Annotated in this window: 18 protein-coding genes; 6 read left to right on the top strand and 12 right to left on the bottom strand. The window is 74.2% G+C overall.

From position 1 onward, the window contains the following. From AB0924_RS34415 to AB0924_RS34395, 5 genes are all read right to left on the bottom strand, one after another. Positions 1–2,394: a SpoIIE family protein phosphatase gene (locus AB0924_RS34415; RefSeq protein ID WP_358938779.1), complete on the bottom strand. Its 2,394-nt coding sequence runs from the start codon at positions 2,392–2,394 to the stop codon at positions 1–3. 118 nt (positions 2,395–2,512) lie between these two features. Beyond that, positions 2,513–2,887 carry a hypothetical protein gene (locus tag AB0924_RS34410; protein ID WP_358938715.1) on the bottom strand — a complete coding sequence of 125 codons (375 nt, stop codon included), beginning with the start codon at positions 2,885–2,887 and terminating at the stop codon, positions 2,513–2,515. Between the two features lie 453 nt (positions 2,888–3,340). Then, a complete protein-coding gene (locus tag AB0924_RS34405; protein WP_358938781.1) occupies positions 3,341–4,258 on the bottom strand; it encodes a MurR/RpiR family transcriptional regulator in 918 nt (305 codons plus the stop codon). 81 nt (positions 4,259–4,339) lie between these two features. After that, entirely contained in the window at positions 4,340–5,875 is a 1,536-nt protein-coding gene (locus tag AB0924_RS34400) for a phospholipid carrier-dependent glycosyltransferase (protein WP_366913573.1), read from the bottom strand. Between the two features lie 296 nt (positions 5,876–6,171). Then, positions 6,172–6,819: a nucleoside/nucleotide kinase family protein gene (locus tag AB0924_RS34395; protein WP_358938717.1), complete on the bottom strand. Its 648-nt coding sequence runs from the start codon at positions 6,817–6,819 to the stop codon at positions 6,172–6,174. A 118-nt stretch (positions 6,820–6,937) separates the two neighbouring features. Between AB0924_RS34395 and AB0924_RS34390 the strand changes: the two genes are divergently transcribed. Both AB0924_RS34390 and AB0924_RS34385 read left to right on the top strand, forming a co-directional pair. Continuing rightward, positions 6,938–7,678 carry a beta-phosphoglucomutase family hydrolase gene (locus AB0924_RS34390; protein WP_358938719.1) on the top strand — a complete coding sequence of 247 codons (741 nt, stop codon included), beginning with the start codon at positions 6,938–6,940 and terminating at the stop codon, positions 7,676–7,678. Further along, complete coding sequence (locus AB0924_RS34385) at positions 7,675–10,017, top strand: glycosyl hydrolase family 65 protein (protein WP_358938722.1); 2,343 nt, start codon at positions 7,675–7,677, stop codon at positions 10,015–10,017. The genes AB0924_RS34390 and AB0924_RS34385 overlap by 4 nt, the downstream gene beginning before the upstream one ends. A gap of 32 nt (positions 10,018–10,049) precedes the next feature. On the opposite strand, the gene AB0924_RS34380 is transcribed toward AB0924_RS34385, so the two are convergent. Beyond that, positions 10,050–10,433 carry a BlaI/MecI/CopY family transcriptional regulator gene (locus AB0924_RS34380; RefSeq protein ID WP_366913560.1) on the bottom strand — a complete coding sequence of 128 codons (384 nt, stop codon included), beginning with the start codon at positions 10,431–10,433 and terminating at the stop codon, positions 10,050–10,052. Between the two features lie 109 nt (positions 10,434–10,542). Between AB0924_RS34380 and AB0924_RS34375 the strand changes: the two genes are divergently transcribed. Then, positions 10,543–12,048: a hypothetical protein gene (locus AB0924_RS34375; protein WP_366913559.1), complete on the top strand. Its 1,506-nt coding sequence runs from the start codon at positions 10,543–10,545 to the stop codon at positions 12,046–12,048. A gap of 114 nt (positions 12,049–12,162) precedes the next feature. Further along, positions 12,163–12,651, top strand: a complete 489-nt coding sequence (locus AB0924_RS34370; RefSeq protein WP_366913558.1) for a DUF5709 domain-containing protein — start codon at positions 12,163–12,165, stop codon at positions 12,649–12,651. A gap of 166 nt (positions 12,652–12,817) precedes the next feature. On the opposite strand, the gene AB0924_RS34365 is transcribed toward AB0924_RS34370, so the two are convergent. Next, complete coding sequence (locus tag AB0924_RS34365) at positions 12,818–13,024, bottom strand: hypothetical protein (protein WP_358938730.1); 207 nt, start codon at positions 13,022–13,024, stop codon at positions 12,818–12,820. Between the two features lie 219 nt (positions 13,025–13,243). On the opposite strand from AB0924_RS34365, the gene AB0924_RS34360 reads away from it, so the two are divergent. Next, positions 13,244–15,085, top strand: coding sequence for a glycoside hydrolase family 15 protein (locus tag AB0924_RS34360; RefSeq protein ID WP_358938732.1), 1,842 nt, complete (start codon positions 13,244–13,246; stop codon positions 15,083–15,085). Positions 15,086–15,204: 119 nt separating this feature from the next. Next, positions 15,205–15,438: a hypothetical protein gene (locus AB0924_RS34355; RefSeq protein ID WP_358938735.1), complete on the top strand. Its 234-nt coding sequence runs from the start codon at positions 15,205–15,207 to the stop codon at positions 15,436–15,438. Between the two features lie 81 nt (positions 15,439–15,519). On the opposite strand, the gene AB0924_RS34350 is transcribed toward AB0924_RS34355, so the two are convergent. The 5 genes from AB0924_RS34350 to AB0924_RS34330 all read right to left on the bottom strand — a co-directional run bounded on the left by AB0924_RS34350 (position 15,520) and on the right by AB0924_RS34330 (position 24,422). Further along, entirely contained in the window at positions 15,520–18,246 is a 2,727-nt protein-coding gene (locus tag AB0924_RS34350; protein ID WP_366913557.1) for a SpoIIE family protein phosphatase, read from the bottom strand. 83 nt (positions 18,247–18,329) lie between these two features. Beyond that, positions 18,330–20,846, bottom strand: a complete 2,517-nt coding sequence (locus AB0924_RS34345) for a SpoIIE family protein phosphatase (RefSeq protein ID WP_366913556.1) — start codon at positions 20,844–20,846, stop codon at positions 18,330–18,332. A 165-nt stretch (positions 20,847–21,011) separates the two neighbouring features. Further along, positions 21,012–21,335, bottom strand: a complete 324-nt coding sequence (locus AB0924_RS34340; protein WP_358938741.1) for a YkvA family protein — start codon at positions 21,333–21,335, stop codon at positions 21,012–21,014. Between the two features lie 112 nt (positions 21,336–21,447). Further along, on the bottom strand, positions 21,448–22,686 hold the full coding sequence (locus AB0924_RS34335; RefSeq protein ID WP_366913555.1) for a hypothetical protein: 1,239 nt from the start codon (positions 22,684–22,686) through the stop codon (positions 21,448–21,450). Positions 22,687–23,057: 371 nt separating this feature from the next. Next, a complete protein-coding gene (locus tag AB0924_RS34330; RefSeq protein WP_366913554.1) occupies positions 23,058–24,422 on the bottom strand; it encodes an FAD-dependent oxidoreductase in 1,365 nt (454 codons plus the stop codon). Positions 24,423–24,434: the final 12 nt, after the last annotated feature.

Below are 24,434 nucleotides of genomic sequence, written 5' to 3'. Positions count from 1 at the left end.
CTACTCCTCCTCCAGCGGCATCCGGATGTCCAGCACGCACACGTCGTCCCGCCGCTCGCCCGGCAGCATCGCCGCGAGCAGAGCCTCCAGTGATCCGTCGGCGCCGCACTCGTGCGCGAGCACCGCCTCGGCCATCCGGGCGAGGCCCGCGTCGATGCCCTCACCGGGGCGTTCCACCAGGCCGTCGGTGTACAGCAGCAGCCGGTCCCCGGGCTCCAGGCGGAGCTCGGCCGACTCGTAGACGGGGGTCGTGCTCGCGCCGAGCAGCATGCCGCGGGGGCGGTCGAGGTAGCGGATCTCACCGTCGCGCACGAGCAGCGGCGGCGGATGGCCGGCCTGGGTCCAGGAGAGGATCCGGGTCGTGTGGTCGTAGCGGGCGAGCACCATGGTGGCCGTGTTCCGGGTGTCCCGGGACTGCAGCAGGAGCTGGTTGAGTCGCGTGAGCGCGCCGGTCAGCGAGGAGCCCGTGCTGACCATGCCCTTGGCGGTGAACCGGAGCTGGGCCATCGTGGCCACCGCGCCGACGCCGTGACCGGCCACGTCACCGACCACGAACAGCGCGGAGTCCTCGGGCAGTTCTATGGCGCTGAACCAGTCACCGCCGACATGGACGCCGGACTGGGCGGGCAGATAGGCGACCTCTATGCGCAGTCCGGCCAGTTGGACCGGCTTGCTGGGCAGCGGCAGCAGCGCGTGCTGCAGCCGGGTGGCCAGCGCCCGTTCGGCCTGCAGCACACCGCGTTGCAGCAGCATCGCGCGTTCGCTCTCGGCGAGGGCCAGTTCGACGCTGCGCTGCGCGGAGACGTCCTGGACGAAGCCGTGCACCTCGGCGAGGGTGCCGTCCGGTTCCGTCACGGCCTCCGCGACCATCCTGAGGTGCCGCACGCCCAGCGGGCCCTGGATCCGGAACGGCACGTCGAACGGCTTGGCGCGTCCGCAGAGTCGGGTGATCGCGCGACGCAGGGCGGGCGCGTCCTCGGGCAGCGCGAGGCCGGGCAACCCCTCAAGGGCGACCGGTCCGCGCGCGCGGTCCCGACCGAATACGGCGAACGCCTGCGCGGACCAGGCGATCTCCTCGGTGACCAGGTTCCAGTTGGCCCAGCCGAGATTGCCGAGCCGCTGGACGTCCGACAGCCGCTGCTCCTGGAGCTCCGCCGGTTCGTGCCGCAGCCAGGACACCAGGAGCCCGTCGCCGAGGGGCGCCGCCCGCACCGAGTAGGTGCCGCTCACGGGCACCGCGTCGGTGATGTCCTGGTAGGCGAACGGCTCGCTCTCGAACGCCGCCCCGGTGGTGAGCGCGTCCAGGTAGCCGTGCCACAACGGCTCGCCCGCGACGGACGGATAGCTCTCCAGGATGTGGCTGCCGACCATGTCCCGGCCCGTCCGGCCGAACACGTCGACCGCGTCGGGGGTGGCCGCGTCGATGCGGTAGTCCTCCACCTCGCCGGAGGCGGCGCGCAGCGGGGTCAGGAGGATCGCCGCCCCGGGCAGGGCGTCGAGCACCGACTGCACGGTCCGGACGACGGTTTCGTCGGGACGTTCCGGCGGGGCGTCGAAGGCCCGCAGCCGGCCCGCGCACAGCCGGGCCACGGCCCGCAGCAGTTCCCGCTCCCGTGCCTCGAAGGGGCCGTCCTGCCGGCGCAGCACGCCGAGGGCGACGCCGGCCGTGTCCCCGGCCGGCACCGGCAGCCAGGCCCGCGACGGCCAGCGCTCGGGCGGTTCGCCGATCAGCAGGTACTGCTCCCGGTCCGCGGCCGGATCCTCCAGCCAGCGCGGCTCGCCGGCCCGCAGGGCGTCGAGCGGGGCGACCCCGGACACGGGCGGTACGTGGTGCCACTGCGTGGCGAGGGTCGGTTCGATCCCCGCGTGCCCGAGCAGTTCGAGCCCGCCGCCCGGCAGCCGTTCGTAGAGCATCACGGCGTCGGCGCCCACCTCCGGCGCCAGGTGTTCCAGCAGGCATCCGGCCAGCTCCTGCGGCGAGCCGACCCGGATCAAGGCCCGGCCGACGCGGGCCAGCACGTCGGCGAAGTCGCCGGTGCCGGCGAGCGGGGGGTCCCAGCGGCCGGCGGCCGGGGGCTGGCCGGCTTCCACGGCGGGCCGCTCGGCCGGCAGCAGGGCGCCCAGGGTGAGCCAGCACTCCTCGAGGAGCGTACGGTTGCCGGTCTTGGCGCCCCGCAGCAGTGCGTCGTGGGCGGCGTCGGGGGAGCAGCCGGTCGATGCCATCAGGGCGCCCGTGGCCCGCTCCAGCAGGGCCGACGTCGCGGCCTGGTCCCGCAGCCGCTCCAGTTCCGCGCGCTGCCGGGCCACGACTCTGGCCAGCGCCGCCACATCGGCGCGCGTGCCGGGGTCCGCGGGGGGCACGGGCTCGCTCGTCACGCGTTGAGCATCGCACATCCGGGCCCGTTCGATCACTCGTCTGCCGCATCCGTTTCTCCTGCTCGGCGGCGTGGACGTACCGGCCGGAAAAGGGCGGTGCGGCGGGGGGCCGGCCGGGGTGCCGGGCCGGCCTCGGTCAGCGGCCGGTGCCGCGTCCGGCCAGTGCCTCGCTGACCGCGCGGACACTGCGCGCGATGTGCTGGAGCTGCATTACCTCGGCGGCGTACAGCTTGATCGTGTGTTCGATGACCGACTCCGGCAGACCGAGGACGGGCAGTTCGGCCCGGGCCGTCTGCAGCGCGGTCCGCGCCACCCGGATCTCCTGCTGCACCTGGATCTGCGCGTGCCGGGCGAGCAGGACGGGATGCCGGATCATGGCCGGGTAGCTGCCGTAGCGCGCCGGGATCAGCTCGCGCAGCCACTTGGCCGCCGAGCGTTCCCAGTCGTAGGTGCCCGGCATCTTGACCTGACAGGGCCAGTCGGGGCTGATGCGCGTGGTGGTCAGGGGCATGGGTCTTCGCTTCCGGTGTGCGGCGTCTTGAGGGTGGTCCGCCGGTTGGGGCGGCCCCGGCCTAGGGGATGACCGGGGCCGCCACGGGCGCGCCGCCTGGGCGGTGCGCCACCGGACATCCCTGGCGCCGACGTGGGTAGGGAACGGCGGCTCGGGATGTCCGAGCGGGAGCCCCGGACGACGGGAACCGGCGCGTCGGGCGGGCTTGCATGCGCATGCGGTACGTCGTCCTTCTCGGGGCGGTGTCGCGGGCGGGGCCCGCGGGGCCGGACCGTCCCGGAGGGTGCCGGGTGCGATCCGTGAGCAGTATTTATATATGCCGTCGGCTTGGCAAGACGTATGAAAACATTCATGCGTGGTATGCGGTGAATGATCCCCGTACGCCGAAGGATTTCCGTGCCGGTGGCACGTGGCGGGAAGATCTGGCGAGGACCCGGCCACCCGGCGAAAGGTTCAGTCCTTCAGGAAGAAGTGGTGCTGATCGGCGCCCTGTTCGTACTTCTCCAGCCGGGCCTGGGTACGCTCGGGATCGGCGTCGGTCATGGCCTGCAGGATCGCCGCGGCCAGCACGCCGGGCGCGGCGTAGGAGTCGAACACCAGCCGGGAGCCGGTGCCGGTGGCGAAGACGATGTCCGCCTCCTCGGCCAGCGGGCCGAGCGCCAGGTCGGTGATCAGGGCGACCTTCAGCCCCGCCTCCCGCGCCACCCGGAGCGCGGTGAGCGTCTCCTGGGCGTGCCGCGGCATGGAGAACGCCAGCACCCAGGTGCCGCCCGCCTCGCGGGCCTGCAGCAGGGTGTCGTAGGCCACGCTGCCGCCACGCGTCACCAGCCGCACGTCGGGATGGATGCGCCGGGCGGCGTAGCCGAAGTACTCGGCCAGCGACACGGAGATGCGCAGGCCCAGGACGGTCAGCGGGGTGGAGCGGGACAGCTCCCGGCCGACGCGGATCACCCGGTCGGGGTCGGCGACGTCGCGGCGCAGGTTCTCCAGGTTCTGGATCTCGGCGTCCACCGCGGCCTGCAGTTCGTTGGCCCGGTTCTCCTCGCCGGGCCCGCCGGCCAGGCTGCTGAGCGCGATCGACTGCAGCTTCTCCCGCAGCGCCGGGTAGCCGCTGAAGCCGACGGCGGCCGCGAAACGGGTGACGGAGGGCTGGCTGACGCCCACGCGGTCCGCCAGCTCGGTGATCGACAGGAACGCGGCCTCGGTGATGTGCTCGATCAGGTACTGGGCGACCCGGCGCTGCCCCGGCGACAGCTGCGGGCCGTCGAAGAGTTCCCTGAGCTGGGAGGTCGGTGCCGCCTCGGCCTCCGGCACGGTCTTGCCCGAGGTGATCGCTGATGCCTGGGCGCGTGCCTGCTGCGGCGAGGGCACCGGTCCGCCTCCATTGTCTCCCACGACCACTCAACATAGCTCACCGGCCGTCATGAGCAGGGGGTTTACGAGGTGGCGGGCTCACCGCCGGTACAGGGTGATGGAATGCCCCACCTCGCCGACCGGACGGCTGGAACCGATCAGGTCCGCCAGGTCGCCGCGCGCCTTGGCGGCCGCCGAGTCGGACACGGCCAGCAGCCCGTGCACCCGCTCCGGCGCCACCCCGCGCGGATCGTGGGCGGTGATCCCGTAGTACGAGGGCATCCCGCTGCCCTTGTAGACCAGCCACACCCGCTCGCCCGGGTACCGCTGCCGCAGCCGGTCGGCGAGCCGGCCCAGGTCCTGGCCCCAGTCCACGTTGGAGTCGTGCAGCAGCCGGTGCGTGTGCGCCGGACCGCCGAACGCCTCGTTGGCGTACGGCAGGTAGTACGGGAAGGTCCGCAGCGAACTCACCGCCACCAGCAGCACCAGCAGCCCCACCGGCACCTCGGTCCGGTGCCGGCGCACCGTGAGCACGCAGGCCCCGGCCACCGCGAGGAACACCGGTACGAACACCGCGTACCGGGTGCCGAGGTCGCGGGAGCCCGTCATCGCCGCCGCCAGCAGGACCGCGGGAGGCAGCAGCAGATACGGCGCCACCGGCCGCAGCCGCCGCACCGCCAGAGCCAGCACGGCACCGGCCGCGCCCAGCGCCAGCAGCCCGAGCGGCGTCTTCACCAGCAGCGCGGCAGGCAGGTAGTACCAGCGCGAGCCCGTGTACAGGTGCCCGAACAGAAAGCCCTGCCAGTGCTGGTCCTCGAAACCGAACTGCACCCGCATCCCGGCCCGGTACGCGGGCGGCAGCGGCAGCAGGTCCGTGACCCGCCCGCGCAGCCCGTGCACGGCCGGCACCGGCTCGGCGGGGTCGAACCGCAGCCGCGGATCGACCACCAGGTACGCCGCCCAGACCACGGCGACCGCCGCCGCCAACACCACCGCCGCGGCCACGGCACACCGCCGCGCCCTCCCGCGGCGGCCCGTACCCCACACCGACAGCACCGCCAGCAGCACCACCACCGGGACGGCCGGCAGCGCGCTCATCTTCGTCGCCACCGCCGCCCCCAGCGCCACACCGGACAACGGCAGGCACAGCCGGGGCCGGCGCCGCGCCCGCCACACCAGCCACGCCGACGTCAGCACGAAACCCGCCGCCGGCACGTCCAGCGTGGCCAGCGAGCCGTGCGCGATCACATCGGGGGAGAAGGCGTACAGCGCCAGGCCCGCCAGACCGCCCCCGGTGCCCGCCACGTCCCGCGCGAACGCGAACACCACCGCACCGAACAGCAGGGTCAGCGCGATCACCGGCAGCCGCGCCCACCCCATCAGCCGCCAGGGGTCGTTGCCCGACTCGTACAGCAGATGCCGGCCCACCTCGCCCTGGGTGCCGGAGTACGCCGGGTCGTAGCGCGGATCCGCCACCGCCACCCCGGCCGCGATCAGCAGCTTGCCGAGCGGCGGATGCTCGGGGTTGTACCGCACCCGGTGCTCGCGCAGGTAGTCGGTGGCCGTCGCCACGTACACCGGCTCGTCGATGGTGGGCGTCTGCCGGACGGCCGTGGTGACCATCGCGGCCGCCATCTGGGCCAGCAGCAGCGCCGCCAGCAGCGGCACCAGCCACCGCCGGTGGCGCGAGAGCCCGGCGAGCCCGCCCGGCCGCGCCGGGGCCGGCTCGGGGCCGCCGTCGCCGGGCACCTCCGGTGCCAGGACCGCACCGCCCGTGCCGGTCCCGTGCTGCTCGCGCGCCGTCATCCGCACCGCTCCCGCCACCAGGACGTCACCGCTGCCCGGGCCGCACCGGCCGACCTTCCGCCCCGCCCACCGGTACGGCCGGCGGCCCGCCGTGGTTCAACCGCGCCGCCCGCGGGGGGCACCGCCTACGGCGTCGGCAGCGCGCCGGCCGGCACCACCAGGTCCGCCCGGTCCCGCGTCATAGCGATCAGGTCGGCGTTGCGCTGGTCCGTGCCCAGCACCCAGGCCACCGCCGCCCCGTGCTCCTTGCCGAACTCCACGTGCCGGGTGACCAGCCGCCGGATCCGCTCCTCCTCGTCGATCTCGCAGAACCACACCTCGTCCAGGCACGGCCGCACCCGCGCCCACGAACCCTCGCTCAGCAGCAGGTAGTTGCCCTCGGTCACCACCAGCCGCGCGCTCGGCGGCACCGGGATCGAGCCCGCGACCGGCTGCTCCAGCACCCGCTCGAACCCGGGCGCGTACACCACCTCGCCGGTCTCCTCGCGCAGCCGCCGCAGCAGGGCCGCGTACCCGGCCGCGTCGAACGTGTCCGGCGCGCCCTTGCGGTCCCGGCGGCCCAGCCGGTCCAGTTCGGCGTCGGCCAGATGGAACCCGTCCATCGGCACGTGCGCCACCCAGGGCGGCCCGCCCGCGTTCAGGGCCCGCACCAGGTGCTCGGCCAGCGTCGTCTTGCCGGCGCCCGGGCCACCCGTGACACCGAGGACGGCGCGCCGCCCGTCCCGGGTGAGGGCGCGGGCGCGGTCGAGGAGGTCGTCGAAGGTCAGCGGCACACCGCAGAGTCTGTCACCCGGGCTCGAACGGTGAGCCCCGGGTGAGAAGGTGCGAAAGTATCGCGCGTGTGGCGCTCGCCACCCACTGGACGGCGCCTCTCGGGGAACAGTGCTGAGTATGACTCAGCTCGGTCTGCCCGACACCATCCAGGCCTGCCTCTTCGACCTCGACGGGGTCGTCACCAGGACCGCCGTCGTGCACGCGGCCGCCTGGAAGGAGACCTTCGACGCCTTCCTCAGCGCCTATGAGGGCGAGCGGGGACGGCCGTTCGACGAGGTCGCCGACTACGACGAGTACGTCGACGGACGCCCGCGCGCCGACGGGGTCCGCGCCTTCCTCGACTCGCGCGGCATCCACCTGCCCGAGGGCGGTCCCGACGACCCGCCGGACGCCGGGACCGTGAACGGCCTGGGCAACCGCAAGAACGTGCTGCTGCTGGAGAAGATCCGCACCGGCGGCGTGGAGGCGTACGAGGGCACCCTGCGCTATCTGGAGGCGGTCCGCGCCGCGGGCCTGCGCACCGCGATCGTCTCCTCCAGCGCCAACTGCCGTGACGTGCTGCGGGCCGTCGGCGCCGAGCACTTCTTCGACGTACGCATCGACGGCGTCGTCGCCGCCGAACGGAGACTGCCGGGCAAGCCCCACCCCGACACGTTCCTCGCCGCCGCCCGCGACCTGGGCGTCGAGCCGGCCGGGGCGGCCGTCTTCGAGGACGCGCTGGCCGGCATGGACGCGGGCCGGGCGGGCGGCTTCGGATACGTCGTCGGCGTCGACCGGACCGGACAGGGCGAAGCGCTGTACGCGCACGGCGCGAGCGTCGTCGTCAAGGACCTCGCCGAGCTGGGAGGCAAGCGGTGATCACCCACCGGTCGTACACGGTCGAGCCGTGGGCCGTGCGCGAGACCGACCTGAACCTCGACGTCCTCGCGCAGAGCGAGTCGGTGTTCGCGCTGTCCAACGGGCACGTCGGCTGGCGCGGCAATCTGGACGAGGGCGAACCGCACGGCCTGCCCGGCAGCTACCTCAACGGGGTCCACGAGCTGCACCCGCTGCCTTACGCCGAGGCCGGGTACGGCTACCCGGAGTCCGGACAGACGGTCATCAACGTCACCAACGGCAAGGTCATCAGGCTGCTGGTCGACGACGAGCCGTTCGACCTGCGCTACGGCCGTCTCGTCCGGCACGAGCGGGTGCTGGACCTGCGCCGCGGGGTGCTGGAGCGCACCTGCGAGTGGACGTCCCCGGCCGGCTCCACGGTCCGGGTGCGCTCGACCCGGCTGGTGTCGCTGACCCAGCGGGCGGTCGCCGCGGTGGCGTACGAGGTGGAGGCGGTCGGCAGCCGCAGCCGGGTGGTGATCCAGTCGGAGCTGGTCGCCAACGAGCAGTTGCCCGGGGCGAACGGCGATCCGCGCGCGGCGATGGCCCTGCAGTCACCGCTGGAGCAGGAGGACGGCTTCGCCTCCGGTGACCGGCTGCGGCTGGTGCACCGCACCCGGCGCAGCGGCCTGCGGGTGGCGGTGGCCGCCGACCACGTGGTCAGCGGCCCCGACCGCACCACGACCCGCAGCGAGGCCGACATCGACGTGGCCCGGCTGACCGTCACCTCCGTCCTGGAGCCCGGCCAGAGCCTGCGGGTGGAGAAGCTGGTCGCCCACGGCTGGTCCGGCGCCCGCTCGCTGCCCGCGATGGCCGACCAGGTCGACGCGGCCCTCGCGGCCGCCGCGCACGACGGCTGGCAGGGACTGCTGGACGACCAGCGGGCCCACCTTGACGACTTCTGGGACCGCGCGGACGTCGAGGTGGACGGCGACGAGGAGATCCAGCAGGCCGTACGGTTCGCGCTCTTCCACGTGCTGCAGGCCGGGGCCCGCGCCGAGCGGCGGGCGATACCCGCCAAGGGACTCACCGGCTCCGGCTACGACGGGCACGCCTTCTGGGACACCGAGATGTTCGTGCTGCCCGTCCTCACCCACACCGCCCCCGACGCCGTCGCCGAAGCGCTGCGCTGGCGGCACAACACCCTGGACGAGGCCCGCGAGCGCGCCGCCCAACTCGGGCTCGGCGGCGCCGCGTTCCCCTGGCGCACCATCCAGGGCGCGGAGGGCTCGGCCTACTGGCCGGCCGGCACCGCCGCCTTCCATGTGAACGCCGGCATAGCCGACGCCGTCCTGCGCTACGTCGAGGCCACCGGCGACCTCGACTTCGAGCGCGAGACGGGCGTGGAGCTGCTGGTGGAGACGGCCCGGCTGTGGCGCTCGCTGGGCCACCACGACCACCACGGCGTCTTCCACATCGACGGCGTCACCGGCCCCGACGAGTACAGCGCGGTCGCCGACGACAACACGTACACCAATCTGATGGCACGTCAGAATCTGCTCGCGGCGGCGGACTTCGCCGAGCGGCACGCGCGGGAGGCACAGCGCCTCGGCGTGGACGAGGAGGAGAGCGCCGCCTGGCGGGACGCCGCCGAGGCCATCCACATCCCCTACAACGACGAACTCGGTGTGCACGAGCAGCACGCCGGCTTCACCCGCTACCAGCGCTGGGACTTCGCCGGCACCCGCCCCGAGCAGTACCCGCTGCTGCTGAACTTCCCCTACTTCGACCTCTACCGCAAACAGGTCGTCAAACAGGCCGACCTGGTGCTGGCGATGTACACCTGCGGCGCCTCCTTCGACGACGAGCAGGTCGCCCGCAACTTCGCCTACTACGAGCCGCTGACCGTGCGCGACTCCTCCCTGTCCGCCTGCGTGCAGGCCGTCATCGCCGCCCAGGCCGGCCATCTGCGGCTCGCCTACGACTACACGGCCGAGGCCGCCCTGATGGACCTCGCGGACCTGGAGCACAACACCCGGGACGGGCTGCACATCGCCTCGCTGGCCGGTACGTGGATGGCACTGGTCGCGGGCTTCGGCGGGATGCGGCGCGACGGCGAGGGCCTGCGGTTCGCGCCCCGCCTCCCGGAGCGGCTGCGCCGGGTGGCCTTTCACCTGCAGTACCGCACCCGCCGTCTGCGCGTGGAGATCGGCGCCGACAAGGCCACCTACACGCTCCTCGCCGGGCCCCCGCTCAGGCTCCACCACCACGGTGAGGCGCTGACGGTCAGCGCCGACGAGCCGGCCGTCCGCGCGGTGCCGCCGCTCGGCCCGCGCTCCGCCCCGGCGCAGCCCGCGCACCGGGCGCCGCACGCCCGCTGAATCCCGGCCCGGCGGGCCGTGCCCGCCGGGCCTCAGGCGCCGTCCGCGGTGAGCAGTTCGCGCAGCGCCCGCTCCTGGTCGGCGCTCAGACCGGTCACGAACCGCCGGAGCGCGCCGATCGGGTCGGGCCCCCGGTCCAGCGCCTCGTGCATCGCCTCGGCGGTCAGCTGCGCCGCGTCCTTCGCCGGCCGGTAAGCGCCGCGCCGGCCGCCGGCGTCCCGCAGCACCAGCCCCTTGTCGTACAGGCGTTTGAGGATGGTGTGCACCGTGTTGTAGGCGAGCGCCCCGTCGATCCCGGCCTGCACCTCCGCCGGGGTCAGCGGCCGGTCGGTGGCCCACAGCACGGCCAGCACCTCGTGCTCCAGCTCCCCGGCGCTGCGCCGCTCCGCCCGGTCAGGGGACCCTCTGCCAGCCATGCCCCAACCTTACAGCGCGTAGGGCCGTCGGCCGGACGGTCCCGCCTGCCGGGCATGTCCAGGTGGTTCACGTTACTTTGGCCGTGTTTTGCCCGAGGGAGAGGTGACCATGGCCGACAGCGCGCACAGGACACGCGAGGCGGCCCGGCGTGCGCGCACGCGCCGCGAGTCCGCCCGGCCCCGAGGGGCTCGGTCCGCCCGGCGCGCCGGCCTCGCTCCGCCGCTCGCCGCCGTCGCCGTGGCCTTCACTCTGGCCCAACTGCTGCTCGTCCGGCCCGGCATGGGCCTCGGCTGGGACGAGACGGTGTACGTCAGCCAGGTCGCCGGACACGCTCCCGCGGCCTTCTTCAGCGCGCCCCGCGCACGCGGCGTCTCCCTGCTCGTCGCGCCCGTGGCGGCCTGGTCCTCGTCCACGGTCCTGCTGCGGATCCACCTCGCCCTGCTGTCCGGCCTCGCCCTGTACCTGGCCCTGCGGGCCTGGCGCGGTCTGTTCCCGGACCGCGTCCTCGCCCTGGCCGGGGCCCTGTTCGCCTCCCTGTGGGTGACCCTGTTCTACGGCCCGCAGGCCATGCCCAACTACTGGGTGGCCGTCGGCGCCCTGGCCGCCGTCGCCTGCTTCCTGCGGGTCCGTGCGGACCACCGGGACCGGGCCGCGCTGTGGGGCCTGGCCGCGAGCGGCGCGCTGATGGCCTGGATGCGGCCGATGGACGCGGTCTGGGCCGCCCTGCCGCTGCTCGCCCTCGGCCTGCCGCGCCGCCACTGGCGGTCCCTCCTGGCCCTGCTCGCGGGACTCGCCGCCGGGGCCCTCGAATGGGTGATCGAGGCGTACGCCGGCTACGGCGGTCTCACCCGGCGCCTGGCCGACGCGTCGGCGATCCAGGGTGGACTGGGCCTGCATGTGGCCGTCGTCGACCAGCTCCGCAGCCTCGGCGGGCGGGCCCTGTGCCGGCCCTGCACGGGGGCACTGCCCCACCCGCTGGTCACCGCCTGGTGGTTCGCGCTGCCCCTGGCCGCCGGGCTCGGCCTGGCGCTCGCGGTCCGGGCCCGGCGGACCGCGCCCACCCTGCTGCCGCTCGCCTGCGGGGCGACGGCCGCCTTCCCCTACCTGTTCATGATCGGTTACGCGGCGCCCCGCTTCCTGCTCCCGGCGTACGCCCTGCTCGCCATCCCCGTCGCCGAGGCGCTGCTCCATCCGCTGACCACGCGACCGGGGGCCCGGCGGACGACGGCCCTGACCCTCGTGGCGCTGGGCCTCGCCACTCACCTCGCCGTTCAGCTGGCCGTCCTGACCGCCGTCGTCAGCCGCACGACCGCCGCCCACCGCGAGTGGTCCCGCACCGCCGCCACCCTGCACCGGCTCGGCGTCCGCCCGCCCTGTCTGCTCACCGGGAACGAGGCCATCCCGGTCGCGTACTACGCCGGTTGCTCCTCGGCGGCGACGTCCGGCCACAACGCCAACACCACGGCCTCGACGATCGCCCGCACCGCCCGCCACACGCCCGTGGCCGCGCTGGTGCCCACGGGCTCCCGCCCACCCGGGTACGCCCGCACCTGGCCCTCCGTGCCGCTCACCGGGCAGCGCCTCTACTACGCCCTGCCGAGGACCGGCCCCTAGGGCCGACGGCATCGACGGGATCGACGGGATCGACGGGATCGACGGGCGAGGTTAGGTACGCGACCTGCGGGAAACGCGGACCGGGACCGAGCGCGTGCCGAGACGGAGGCGATGATGAGCGATCAGCAGGCAGGCGGAAGCCCGATGGCGGACGACGTCTACCAGCCCACCGGGACCAACGAGGAACAGGAGGACGCCGGTCCCCTGGATCTTCAGGACGCGGTGGACGAGCGCGACTACGACGACGTCCTCGACGAGGGCTACTCCCCGCCCGAGCGGCCCCTGGGCGTCACCAAGTACGGCACCACCGCCGCCGAGCAGCACGAGGGCGAGACGCTCGACGAGCGGCTCCGCCAGGAGGTGCCGGACGTGGAGGCACCGGTGGGCGACGCGACCGGCGACCTCCCCGGCGGCGAGGGCGAACCGGTCGACCCCGAGGCGGGCGACGCCAGAGCGGGCCGGCTGGTCGCCCCCGACGAGGGCGCCCACACCGACACCACGAAGGAGGAGGTCGCCTTCGACGTGGGGATCGACGGGGGAGCGGCCGGCGCGGAGGAGGCGGCCATGCACGTCACCGAGGAACCCGAACGCGGAGCGCCTTAGCGGGACTTGATCCCGGGCCGGCCGCGTCCGCGGCCGGCCCACGGCCGTCCGCGCCGGCTCGGCGACGCGGACACGACTCGGCGCCGGGCGGGCGCGCCCCCTCAACGAGGGCGTGCCCGCCCGGCGCCTCCCCGTTGGTGTCCTGCCTGCTTCCCGGACCGCCCTGTCAGGGCAGCAGCTTCTCGATGGCCGACGGACCCTCGGTCTCCAGCTTGCGGCGCGCCCAGTCGAGGGTCGCCGGGGTGACGTCCCTGCCCGTCGCCATCACCAGGTCCTCCGGGGTCAGACCCCGGGAAGGAGCGGTGTGGAGCAGAGCGTCCGGGGTGCGGTGGTCGTCGGACGACCGGGACCCTTCGGGTGTGGATGTCGACATGATGCCTCCTCCTCGGTCCGGATGACCGCATCCGTGCCGGTGCCGCCGAACGGGGCACATTCTCACCATTCACCGCCGCGCCGGACCCTGCATCCGGAAGGGGCCGCAGAGCGGGGTGAGGACCGCCTGCCCAGCCCGCGCCGAAGCACTCGCCCGTAAGCTGGAAATCCGCCCATACCCTGGAAAACAGCAGCGTTCCGCACCGGGGAGGCCTCAACGATGGCCGACATGCCCTTCCAGCAGGAGTCGTCCCGAAGCCCCCGCTACCTGCCGATCGCCGAGCACGGTCTCATCGGCGACCTGCGCAGTGTCGCGCTGGTCGGCACCAACGGCACGATCGACTGGTACTGCTCACCGTCCTTCGACGCCCCCAGTGTCTTCGCGTCGATCCTGGACGCCGAGCGCGGCGGCAGCTTCGAGCTGGCCGCCGCCGTACCGGGGCGCACCAAGCAGTTCTACTTCCCCGACACCAACGTCCTGATCACCCGCTTCTTCACCGAGGACGGCGTCGGCGAGGTGCAGGACTTCATGCCTGTCACCGGGGACGGGCGCGCCGCCGAGTCGGCCCGGCACCGGCTGATCCGGCGCGTGATGTGCGTGCGCGGCACCGTCCCCTTCCGGGCGAGGGTCGCGCCCCGCTTCAACTACGGCGCCGACCCGCACACCGTGCGCAGGCTGAACGGCCTGCTCTTCTTCGAGTCCCCCGAACGCTCCCTGGCGCTCACCTCCACCGTCGCCATGGAGTGCGACGGACGGGACGCGTGGGCCGACTTCAAACTCGGCGAGGGCGAGACCGCGGTGTTCGCCCTGGACCTGGCCGGCGAGGAGGTGCCACCGCGTGGCTGCCCCCACATGGAGGCCGAGCACGAGTTCAACGCCACGGTCACCTACTGGCGGCGCTGGCTCCACCAGTCCCGCTACCGGGGCCGCTGGCGCGAGATGGTCCACCGCTCCGCGCTCACCCTCAAGCTGCTCACCTACGCCCCCACCGGCGCCATCGTCGCCGCCCCCACCACCAGCCTGCCCGAGCAGCTCGGCGGCGAGCGCAACTGGGACTACCGCTACGTGTGGGTGCGCGACGCAGCCTTCGCCGTCTACGCGCTGCTGCGGCTCGGCTTCACCGGCGAGGCCGAGGCGTTCATGCGGTTCCTGACCACGCACATCAGCCCCGGCTGCGGCGACCACTCCGGACCACTGCAGATCATGTACGGCATCGACGGCCGCACCGAGCTGCCCGAACGCGAACTCACCCACCTGGAGGGCCATCTCGGCTCCGCCCCGGTCCGGGTCGGCAACGCCGCCGCCGACCAGCTCCAGCTCGACATCTACGGCGCCCTGATCGACTCCATCTACCTCTACGACAAGTGGGCACAGCCAATCTCCAGTGGCCAGTGGGACGACGTGTGCCACCTCGTGGCGTGGGTGTGCGACCACTGGGACCAGCCCGACGAGGGCGTGTGGGAGACCCGGGGCGGCCGCCGCAACTTCCTGTACTCGCGGCTGATGTGCTGGGTCGCCGTGGAACGGGCCATCCGCCTGGCCAACCGGCGCGGCCTCCCCGCCGACCTGCCCCGCTGGCGCCAGTCCCGCGACACCATCTACCGGTGGATCATGGACCGCGGCTGGTCCGAGCGGCGCGGCGCCTTCGTCCAGCACGAGGACAGCGAGGTGCTCGACGCGGCCGTGCTCATGATGCCGCTCGCCAAGTTCATCGCGCCCACCGACCCCAAATGGCTGTCCACCCTGGACGCCCTCACCGAGGACCTGGTCTCCGACTCCCTCGTCTACCGCTACGACCCGCAGGCCAGCCCCGACGGACTCCGCGGCGACGAGGGCACCTTCTCGATCTGCTCGTTCTGGTACGTCGAGGCCATGGTCCGGGCCGGACGGGTCGACGAGGCCCGGCTGGCCTTCGAGAAGATGCTCACCTACGCCAACCACCTCGGCCTGTACGCCGAGGAGATCGGCCGCACCGGCGAGCAGCAGGGCAACTTCCCGCAGGCCTTCACCCATCTGTCCCTCATCAGCGCCGCCTTCAACCTCGACCGCGTCCTCGGCTGACCCGCCCCGGCGGGACACGCGCACAGGCGGCGGATGCCGTGTGTCTGCGGACCGCACGGGTACCCGGGGGCCCTGCGAAGGGCAATGGACCCAGGGTCCGTCGAAGGAGGAGACCCCGCATGACCAGCACCAGCGAGACCGGCGATGTCACCGGAACCCGTGACAAGGACTACAACCTCATCTGGTACGTCGAGGCGTGCCTGAGCAACGCCCTGCGTCTGGAGCAGTACATCCAGGACGCCGACCGGGAGAAGGACAACGAGGTCGTGGAGCTGTTCCGCAAGGCCCAGTCGGACAGCCGCAAGGGCGCCGAACTGGGCAAGCAGCTGCTGCGCTCGCGGCTCGGCGGCTGACCGGACCCCCGCCGGGCGCGCGCAGCGCTTCGCCCGCGTGCCCGGCGGATGCGCCGGCCGGGAGTACTCCGGCTCCCGCCTTCAGGACAGTGGCTGCTCCGCCCAGATGATCTTCCCGTTGGGGGTGTACCGGGTACCCCAGCGCTCGGCGAGCTGCGCGACCAGGAACAGGCCCCGGCCGCCCTCGTCGGTGCTCGCCGCGTACCGCAGATGCGGGGAGGTGGTGCTGCCGTCGGAGACCTCGCAGATCAGCGTCCGCTCGCGCAGCAGCCGTACCCCGATCGGGGCGCGCCCGTAGCGGATGGCGTTGGTCACCAGCTCGCTGAGGATCAGCTCCGTGGTGAACGACAGCTCCTCCAGGCCCCAGGAGTCGAGCCGCCGGACCACCGACGCCCGCACCTCGGCCACGGCCGCCGGATCGGACGGCACCTGCCACTCGGCGACCCGGTCCGTGCCGAGGACCCGGGTGCGCGCCACGATCAGCGCCACGTCGTCGCTGGGCCGGGCCGGGAGGACGTCCAGCACGCTCCGGCAGGTCTCCTCGGGCGCCGCGCCGGGCGCCCGGCGCAGCGCGTCGCGCAGTAGTTCGAGGCCGACGTCGATGTCCCGGTCCCGGTCCTCCACCAGACCGTCGGTGTAGAGCACCAGACTGCTGCCCTCCGCCAGCTCCAGATCGACCGTCTCGAACGGCAGCCCGCCCAGGCCCAGCGGAGGACCCGCGGGCACCTCCGGGAACTCCACCTCGCCGTCCGGGCGCACGAGCACCGGCGGCGGATGCCCGGCCCGGGCGACGGTGCAGCGGCGGGACACCGGGTCGTACACCGCGTACAGACAGGTCGCGCCGGTGACCGCGGCACCGTCGGCCGGGGTCTCGTCCTGGTCGATGCGGCCCACCAGCTCGTCGAGCAGGCCGAGCAGTTCGTCGGGCGGCAGATCGAGGGCGGAGAAGTTGTGCACCGCCGTGCGCAGCCGACCCATCGTCGCCGCCGCGTGCAGCCCGTGCCCCACGACGTCGCCCACCACCAGGGCCACCCGGGCGCCGGACAGCGGCAGTACGTCGAACCAGTCGCCGCCCACCCCGGCCTGCGCCGGCAGATAGCGGTAGGCGATCTCCAGGGCGCCCTGCTCGGGCAGGGAGCGCGGCAGCAGGCTGCGCTGCAGGGCCACCGCCATGCTGTGCTCACGCGTGTAGCGGCGGGCGTTGTCGATGGACACGGCGGCCCGCGCCACCAGTTCCTCGGCGAGGGCCAGCTCCTCGGCGTCGAACGGCTGCGGCTTCTCCGAACGCCAGAAGTTGGCCAGACCCAGGACCAGGCTGCCCGCCCGCAGCGGCACGGTGATCAGCGAGTGGATCCCGTACGCCACGACCTGGCCGGTGCGCCGCGCGTCCTGCGCCAGCCAGCCCGGCGCCTCACGGAGCACCGGCTCCACGACGGACTGCCCCGTCGTCAGGCTCCGGGCCTGCGGTGACGTCGACACGAACCGGATGCGCTCCCCCAGCGGATACAGCGGGGCGTCCTCGCGGATGCCGCTGAACGCCGCCCGGCGCAGCGCGGTGCCGGGCTTCGGCTCCTCGCCCTTCAGCACCGCGTCGAACAGGTCCACGGTGACGAAGTCCGCGAACCGGGGCACGGCCAGCCCGGCCAGCTCCTCCGCCGTACGGGCCACGTCCAGGCTGGTGCCGATGCCCACCCCGGCGTCGTACAGCATGTTCAGCCGCTCGCGCGCCACCTCCGCGCGGCCGGACAGGGCACGCAGCTCGGTGGAGTCGCGCAGCGTGGTGACGCTGCCCGGCGGCCCGCCGCGCAGGTCGGTGGGACGCTGGTTGATGGCCAGCAGCCGGTCCTTGACCAGATGCACCTCGTCGGTGGCGACCCGGCCGGAGGCGAGCAGCCCGGCCGTCTCGTCGTCCAGCCCCAGTTCCAGCACATGCCGCTGCTCGGCGTCCTCCGGAAGGTCCAGCAGCCGCTGCGCCTCGTCGTTGGCGAGCAGCAGCCGGCCACCGCCGCCGACGATGAGGACGCCCTCCCGGACGGAGTGCAGCACCGCGTCGTGGTGTTCGTACATCCGGGTCATCTCGTACGGCCCGAGGCCGTGCGTCTGGCGCAGCAGCCGTCTGCTGACCAGGGCCGTTCCCGCGGTGGCCAGCATCATCGCCGCCCCGGCCGCCGCGAGCAGCAGGGGAAGCTGCTGGTCGGCCGTGCCGCCCACGTGCGCGGTGGTGATGCCGGACGACACCAGGCCCACCACCTTGCCGGACTTGTCCTTGACCGGCACCACGACCTGCACCAGCGGGCCGATCGTCCCGTTGACCTCCTCGACGACCGTGCCGCCGGCGACGGCCGGCGCGATCGTCCCGACGAACTTCTTGCCGATCCGGTCCGGCTTGGGATGGGTGTACCGGGTGCCGTCGGTCGACATCACGACGACGAAGTCCACGCCGGTCGCCTTGCGGGTGGCCTCGGTACGCGGCTGCAGGACCGCCGTCGGGTCCGGGGCGCGCAGCGCGGCGGCCGTGCCGGGCGCGTTGGCGAACGACTCGGCGACGGCGAGCGAGCGGTTGCGGGCCTCCTGGTCGCTGTCGTGCCGTACCTGGAGCACCTGGGCCACCACGGCCGACACGACCAGCAGCAGCACGATCACCACTTGCAGCAGGAACACCTGCCCGGCGACGCTGCGTCCGGTCACCGCCGACCGCAGCACGCCCGGCGGTGCGCCGTTGACGCCGGGTGCCCGCTGCCCCGGTGCGCGCGGATGCCCGAAGGAACGGGGCGGCCGAGTCTCGGGCCGGCCGGGCAGTCGGACCATGAGCCCATGTCTACACTGCGCGGCCCTGGGTGGCGAGGGCGTCGGCCGAGGCGGCCGCCGCCGGCGCCGCGCGCGTGCCGCGGTCACCGCCCCTGCGCCGGGCGCCGGGTGGCGAGCAGCAGGGCCACGTCGTCGGGCCGGGCGGAGGCGGTCCGGGCGGTGGCGGTGAGCCGGTCGGCGACCCCGGCGAGGGAGCCGCCCCGCCGTCCGACGGCCGCCCCGGCCCGCGACAGCGCCAGGGCCAGCGCGGCGATGCCGTCGTCGATGTCGGTGCCGGGCCGCTCCACCAGCCCGTCGGTGTACAGGGCGAGGACCGCCCGCGGCTCCAGCCGCAGCCCGGTCACCGGGTACTGGGCCCGCGGATCCACCCCGAGGACGACACCACCGGGAATGTCCAGCACGGTGGTCCGTCCGTCGGGGCGGCGCAGCAGCGGCGGCGGATGCCCCGCCCGGGCCGCCCGGGCCCGTCCGGTGGCCGGGTCCAGCCGGACGTAGCAGCAGCTCGCGAACTGGCCGGGGTCGAGGTCGATCAGCAGCCGGTTGGTGCCGCTCAGCACCTCGTCGGGCGGCCGGTCCCCGAGCGCGAAAGCCCGCACCGCGCTGCGCAGTTGGCCCATGGTGGCCGCCGCCTGCACACCGTGTCCCTGCACATCGCCGATCACCAGCGCCAGCCCGCTGCCCGCCTCCACCACGTCGTACCAGTCGCCGCCCACGTCCATGCCCTGGGTGCCGGGCAGATAGCGGCCGGCCGTCTCCACCCGGGGATGCGCCGACAGCCGCCGGGGCAGCAGGGCCTGCTGGAGCCCCCGGGCCAGCGCGGCCTCGCTGTCGTAGCGCTGGGCCCGCTCCATCGCCTGCGCGATCAGTCCGGCGAGCGAGGTGAGCACGGAGCGCTCCTGCGTGCTGAAGCGGCGCGGGCGGTCGAACCCGAGGATGCAGGAGCCGACGGGCCGGCCGGAGGCGATCAGCGGAAGGAAGGCACGGGCTCCCTCCTCGGCGTCCAGGGCGAGCCCGGGGTACATGTCCGCCAGCAGCCGCATGGACTCGAAGAACAACGGGCGCCCGGTGGTGAGGGTCTCCACGCCAGGTATGCGCTCGTCCAGGCCGACGCCGTCGAACGGGGCGAGGAAGCCCTGCGGGAAACCGGTCTCCCAGGCCAGGTACAGATGGCGGTCCTGAAGCAGGTAGATGGCCAGGCGGCGGCCGCCGAACGCGGGCAGCAGCTCCCGCATCACCACCGCCGACACCTGCCGGGCGGTGACCGCGTCGGCCAGCGCGATCGCCAGCGCGATGGGCCGGTACAGCGGGGCCAGCGAGTGATCGCCGAGCACCGTGTCCTCCGGGGGGTGCGGCTCGCCCGGCGGCTGTCCGCCGGCCTCCGGCTCCGCCGCCGCGTCCACGTGGCTGGCCGGGACGAGCGTGCAGGTGAGGATGTCCGGGCCGGGATGGACCGTCAGCGCGAGCCAGTCACCCCCGGCGGGCCCGGCGGCACCCCGCGGCGGGCGCCGGACGTGCACGTGCACCGGTTCGTGCGACAGCAGCACACCGCGCAGATGGTCGTCGTACGGCGGCCCCGTCAGCCACGGCATCGCCTCCCACAGCGGACGGCCGAGGAGCGCCCGCCGCTCCCGGCCCGCCAGCCGGGCCGCGGCCGGGTTGACGTACACGACCAGCCCCATCCGGTCCAGGCAGAACACCCCCTGGGGAAGCAGATCGGCCGCGCCGTCCGCCGCCGCGGCGGGACCCGGCTCGAAGACGATGCCGCCCACCAGGACCTTCGCGCCCGGGTCCGCCTTCGGCCACAGGTCCAGGAGCCGGAGGACACCGGCCACCGATCTGACGCTCAGCGGCGTGGGCGGCGGCTTCCCGGCGGCGGTCCCGCGCAGCGCGGCCAGGATCCGTTCCGCCTCGTCCCGGGACAAGGCGTCCGCGAGCGCCGGGCCGGTGCCCGGGGAGTCGCCCGGCCGCACCCCGAGCAGCGCGCTCAGCCGGTCGTCGGCGTCCACCGAGGAGGTCGCCGGGTCCCAGGTGAAGCGGCCCACCCGGGTCTCCGCGGGACACGTGACGGGCGGCCGCGCGCACAGCGGGTCCCCGTCCCAGGCGAGTGCCGCCTCCGCCCCGTCCGCGAGACCGAGCAGCTCGGCGCCCAGTCCTTCGGCCAGCCGTCCGAGCAGCTCCTGGTCCAGCAGCTCGTCCACCGCGGCCGGCACCGCCGGACGCAGCACCGTGAGCACCCCGAGCGGCTCCGCCCCGCCCGGCACGGGCACGTGCACCGAGCCGAACGGGAACGGCAGCCCCGCCGCGAACTGCGGATACCGGCGCACCGTCTCCGTGGCGTCGGGCAGGACCACCGGGACGCCGAGACGGTAGGCGTCGGCCACCGGGAAGGGCCGGCCGACGTGCAGCCGCCACCAGGGCCGGAACAGCGGCCCGGGCAGTCCCACCAGCACGGCGAGGCGCAGCAGCCCCGGGGTGCTGGAGCGCAGGTAGACACCGGCCACGCGGCCGCCGGCCGCGTCGAGCGCGGCGGTCGAGGCGTCGACCAGCAGCGTGGCCAGCCGGGCCCGCGTACCGGCCGTGCGCTCGCCGCTCACCGCCATGGGTGCCTGCCTCCCGTACCGCCGCCCGGGTGGATGACACAGCAAGAATGCGCCCCCCGGGCTGCGGACCGCACCTGGGCGGAGCGGAACGGGCGGCGGGGGGAGCGGCCCGCACACCCATCGGGACGCCGGCGGACCCGTGGGGGGAGGGGGGCGCGCGGCCGGTCAGGACTCCTTGGTCTTCGGCGGCAGGACCCGGCCGGCCCTAGGCCCGGTGCCCTCCGGCAGGACGCGGCCGGCCCGCAGGCTGCGCAGGGCGAGGAGCAGGACGGCGATGTCGTCCAGGTAGACCGGGTCCGGCAGCAGATCGGTGGGCAGCACCAGGTACACGACCGCACCCCAGAACACCCACCGCGGTCCGGTCGGCAGCCCGGCGCGCCGCAGGGTGCGCCGGGCGCGGACCAGGCGTACCAGCAGGCCGACGGCGACGGCGAGCAGCACCGCCGCGACGACGGCGCCGATCACCAGCCAGGTCGCGGTGGAATCCATGCGGCCTCCAGTCCCTCGTGACGGACGGGGCGGGCCGGTGCGGCCCCCTTCACTTCCCCTTCTCCTCCCTCTGCCCGGTCCCGGCCGCCGTACCGCGTCGCGTGCGGATCCACTACCGCGGCTCCACCGCGCCGGCGCTGTCGGCGCGCTCGATGCCGGGGACTTCGGGAACCTCCGGGACCTCGGGGAGGCCGGGCACTCCTGGGGCTTCGGAGGGGCCTGTGGCCGGTGCCGGGCGCGGGCCCCTGACGGTGAACCGCAGCCGTTCGAAGGTCCGCGTCAGCTGCTGGAGCGCGGCGGGCGTCCGGGCGCCGGACCGCTGCTGCTGCGGCAGTTCGGCGGGGGCGGGCGCGTCGCGGAGGGCGGCCAGCGCCTGGTGGGCCTGCTCGGCGGCCTCCCGGTACAGGTCCCGGGACATCGTCATCGCCTCCAGCGCGTCGGCGTACATGGCGACGAGTTCCCGCTGCCGCTCCAGTTCCTCCTGGAGCGTCGTCAGGGTCCAGTTCTCGCGCAGGTCCGTCAGCGCCTGCTGGGCACCGCGCGGCAGGGGCCGGGGGAGGGCCACGAAGTGGCGCAGCGCGGCCACGAGCCCGGCCGGCTCCGAGCCGTCCAGGAAGACGGTGCGGACGCTGTGCTCCCGGCTGTCGTAGTCCTCGGGCCTCGGGTCCGGCGGCAGCAGTACGGCACCGCCTCGGGGCACCTCGACGCCGAGGTCCTTCAGCGCCCAGTTGACGGCGCGGAACTGCTGCGGCGCGGCCCGGTGCTCCATCACACGGTGCCGGAGTCCGGGCGGCAGCAGCCGGGCCAGGGGCAGCCTGCCCTGCTCGTCGGGGGTCATCGCCTCGTGCACGACGACATGGGCGCACCAGGAGTCACGGGCCGCGTCCTTCAGCCGGCGCCGGGTCTCCTTGTCGTCGTCGGGCAGCGGGTTGACCTGGCGGAAGCGCAGGCCCGCGACGGTGGGGTGGTGGTCCCAGTCGCCGTCGGCGCCCTCCGCCGGTCCGGCCTCGGGCCAGAACAGGGTCGCGGGGGAGGGCCACGCCTCGTCCCACGGGCGCTCCGCCTCGGCGACGAGCGTCCATTCCTGCCCCTCGGGCCGGGTGGCCCGCGGTACGAGGGTGAGCCGGGCCCGTACGGTCACGGTGCCGCCGGCCCGCCAGCGGGCCTCGAAGATCCGTTCGGGGGAGTCGCCGGGCACGGGCGGCTCGGCGAAGTCGTCGATGTCCCCGCTCTCCTTGTGCCGTCCGAGGGTGCGGCGGACGACGTCCTCGGCGGCGGGTCCGGGGTGGCGGCCCCGGGCCGCCCAGAGGGTCTGCGGGATGGCGACGTGGTCGGTGGCGGAGTTCGACATGGGCCAATCTGCTGATGGGGTCAGGTGAGCTACCCAGTATCACCGCCGGGGGGCGGATCGCGTCGAGGGGGCCCCGCGCGGCGCGCCGCGCCACCGGTGGCACGGGCGCGGAGCGCGTCACGGACGGGCCGGCGGTGGTACGCCCGCGCGCCCGGCGCGGGCCCGACGCTCCCGCGTACAGGGCGCGCGCCGGTCTGCCGCGACGCACGCCGCTCACCCGAGGCGCGCGCCGATCACCCGGGGCGCGCGCCGCACGCGTCACGCGACCGCCGTTCACACGTCCCGGCGCCGTGACCGGACGCACACAATGGTGCGTCGGACGGGGCCCGCCCACCCATCCGCTCGGGGCGGGCCCCGTCCGCCGGCGCGAGTTACGCGCCGCTCTCCCGCAGCATGTCCTCACGCTCGACGAGCTTCACGCGCTCACGGCCCTGCGGCTCGCCCAGCGCGCGCTCGGCGGCGTCCAGCTTGTACCAGCCCTCCCACGTGGTGAAGCGGACCTCGCGCTCGGCGAGGAAGGCGTCCACGGCCTCCGGCGCCGGTGAGGCGGGGGCGTGCAGGCGGCCGTTGGCGTGGTCGTCGAGCAGGTTGGCCACGGTCTCGTTGGCGTCGCCCTTGGTGTGGCCGATGAGGCCGATGGGGCCGCGCCGGATCCAGCCGGTGACGTACGTCGACTGCAGGTGGCCGCCGCTCTCCTCGAGGACCCGGCCGCCCTGGTCCGGGACCGTGCCGGAATCCAGGTCCCAGGGCAGCTTGGGCAGCTTGTCGGAGAGGTAGCCCACCGCGCGGTACACGGCGCTGACGTCCCAGTCCTTGAACTCGCCGGTGCCCTTGACGTTCCCGGTGCCGTCGAGGGCGGTGCGCTCGGTGCGCAGGCCGACGACCCTGCCGTCCTCGCCGAGGATCTCCGCCGGGGACTCGAAGAAGTGCAGGAACAGCTTGTGCGGCCGGTGGCCCACGTCGCGGATCGCCCAGTTCTCCAGGGTTTTGGCGACCATGTCGGCCTGCTTGTTGCCGCGCCGCGTCTCGATGGAGCCCGCGTCGTAGTCGATGTCCTCGGGGTCGACGATGACCTCGATGTTGGGGGAGTGGTCCAGCTCGCGCAGCTCCATCGGGCTGAACTTCGCCTGCGCCGGGCCACGCCGGCCGAAGACGTGGATCTCCTTGGCCCGGTTCGCCTTCAGGCCGTCGTACACGTTCGGCGGGATCTCGGTGGGCAGCAGCTCGTCGGCCGTCTTGGCGAGGACGCGGGCCACGTCGAGCGCCACGTTGCCGACGCCGAGCACGGCGACCTTCTCGGCGTCCAGCGGCCAGGTGCGCGGCACGTCCGGGTGGCCGTCGTACCAGGAGACGAAGTCTGCGGCGCCGTAGGAGCCGTCCAGTTCGACGCCGGGTATGGACAGGTCGCGGTCGGCGGTGGCGCCGGTCGAGAAGATCACCGCGTCGTAGAACGCCCGGAGGTCGTCCAGGCTGATGTCGGTGGGGTAGTCGACGTTGCCGAAGAGGCGGATCTGCGGCTTGTCGAGCACCTGGTGCAGGGCGGTGATGATGCCCTTGATACGCGGGTGGTCGGGCGCCACGCCGTAGCGGATCAGGCCGAACGGGGCGGGCATCCGCTCGAAGAGGTCGATGGAGACACCGGGCTCGGCGGCCACCTCGGACTTGAGCAGGGCGTCGGCGGCGTAGATCCCGGCGGGGCCGGCTCCGACGATGGCTACCCGCAGGGGGCGCGGCATGATCAGTTCCCT

The organism is Streptomyces sp. NPDC047869, assembly GCF_040704065.1.
Taxonomy (GTDB): Bacteria; Actinomycetota; Actinomycetes; order Streptomycetales; family Streptomycetaceae; genus Streptomyces.
Note: the sequence above shows the minus strand (reverse complement) of the source record. Positions and strands in the feature narration are given on the sequence as shown.

What these genes read in the sequence shown, in the direction of transcription:
- AB0924_RS34415 (WP_358938779.1), bottom strand. Translation starts at nt 2,394, where the DNA reads ATGTGCGATGCTCAACGCGTGACGAGCGAGCCCGTGCCCCCCGCGGAC.
- AB0924_RS34365 (WP_358938730.1), bottom strand. Translation starts at nt 13,024, where the DNA reads ATGTCGACATCCACACCCGAAGGGTCCCGGTCGTCCGACGACCACCGC.
- AB0924_RS34360 (WP_358938732.1), top strand. Translation starts at nt 13,244, where the DNA reads ATGGCCGACATGCCCTTCCAGCAGGAGTCGTCCCGAAGCCCCCGCTAC.
- AB0924_RS34335 (WP_366913555.1), bottom strand. Translation starts at nt 22,686, where the DNA reads ATGTCGAACTCCGCCACCGACCACGTCGCCATCCCGCAGACCCTCTGG.
- AB0924_RS34375 (WP_366913559.1), top strand. Translation starts at nt 10,543, where the DNA reads ATGGCCGACAGCGCGCACAGGACACGCGAGGCGGCCCGGCGTGCGCGC.
- AB0924_RS34410 (WP_358938715.1), bottom strand. Translation starts at nt 2,887, where the DNA reads ATGCCCCTGACCACCACGCGCATCAGCCCCGACTGGCCCTGTCAGGTC.
- AB0924_RS34340 (WP_358938741.1), bottom strand. Translation starts at nt 21,335, where the DNA reads ATGGATTCCACCGCGACCTGGCTGGTGATCGGCGCCGTCGTCGCGGCG.
- AB0924_RS34350 (WP_366913557.1), bottom strand. Translation starts at nt 18,246, where the DNA reads ATGGTCCGACTGCCCGGCCGGCCCGAGACTCGGCCGCCCCGTTCCTTC.
- AB0924_RS34380 (WP_366913560.1), bottom strand. Translation starts at nt 10,433, where the DNA reads ATGGCTGGCAGAGGGTCCCCTGACCGGGCGGAGCGGCGCAGCGCCGGG.
- AB0924_RS34390 (WP_358938719.1), top strand. Translation starts at nt 6,938, where the DNA reads ATGACTCAGCTCGGTCTGCCCGACACCATCCAGGCCTGCCTCTTCGAC.
- AB0924_RS34400 (WP_366913573.1), bottom strand. Translation starts at nt 5,875, where the DNA reads ATGGCGGCCGCGATGGTCACCACGGCCGTCCGGCAGACGCCCACCATC.
- AB0924_RS34355 (WP_358938735.1), top strand. Translation starts at nt 15,205, where the DNA reads ATGACCAGCACCAGCGAGACCGGCGATGTCACCGGAACCCGTGACAAG.
- AB0924_RS34330 (WP_366913554.1), bottom strand. Translation starts at nt 24,422, where the DNA reads ATGCCGCGCCCCCTGCGGGTAGCCATCGTCGGAGCCGGCCCCGCCGGG.
- AB0924_RS34345 (WP_366913556.1), bottom strand. Translation starts at nt 20,846, where the DNA reads ATGGCGGTGAGCGGCGAGCGCACGGCCGGTACGCGGGCCCGGCTGGCC.
- AB0924_RS34370 (WP_366913558.1), top strand. Translation starts at nt 12,163, where the DNA reads ATGAGCGATCAGCAGGCAGGCGGAAGCCCGATGGCGGACGACGTCTAC.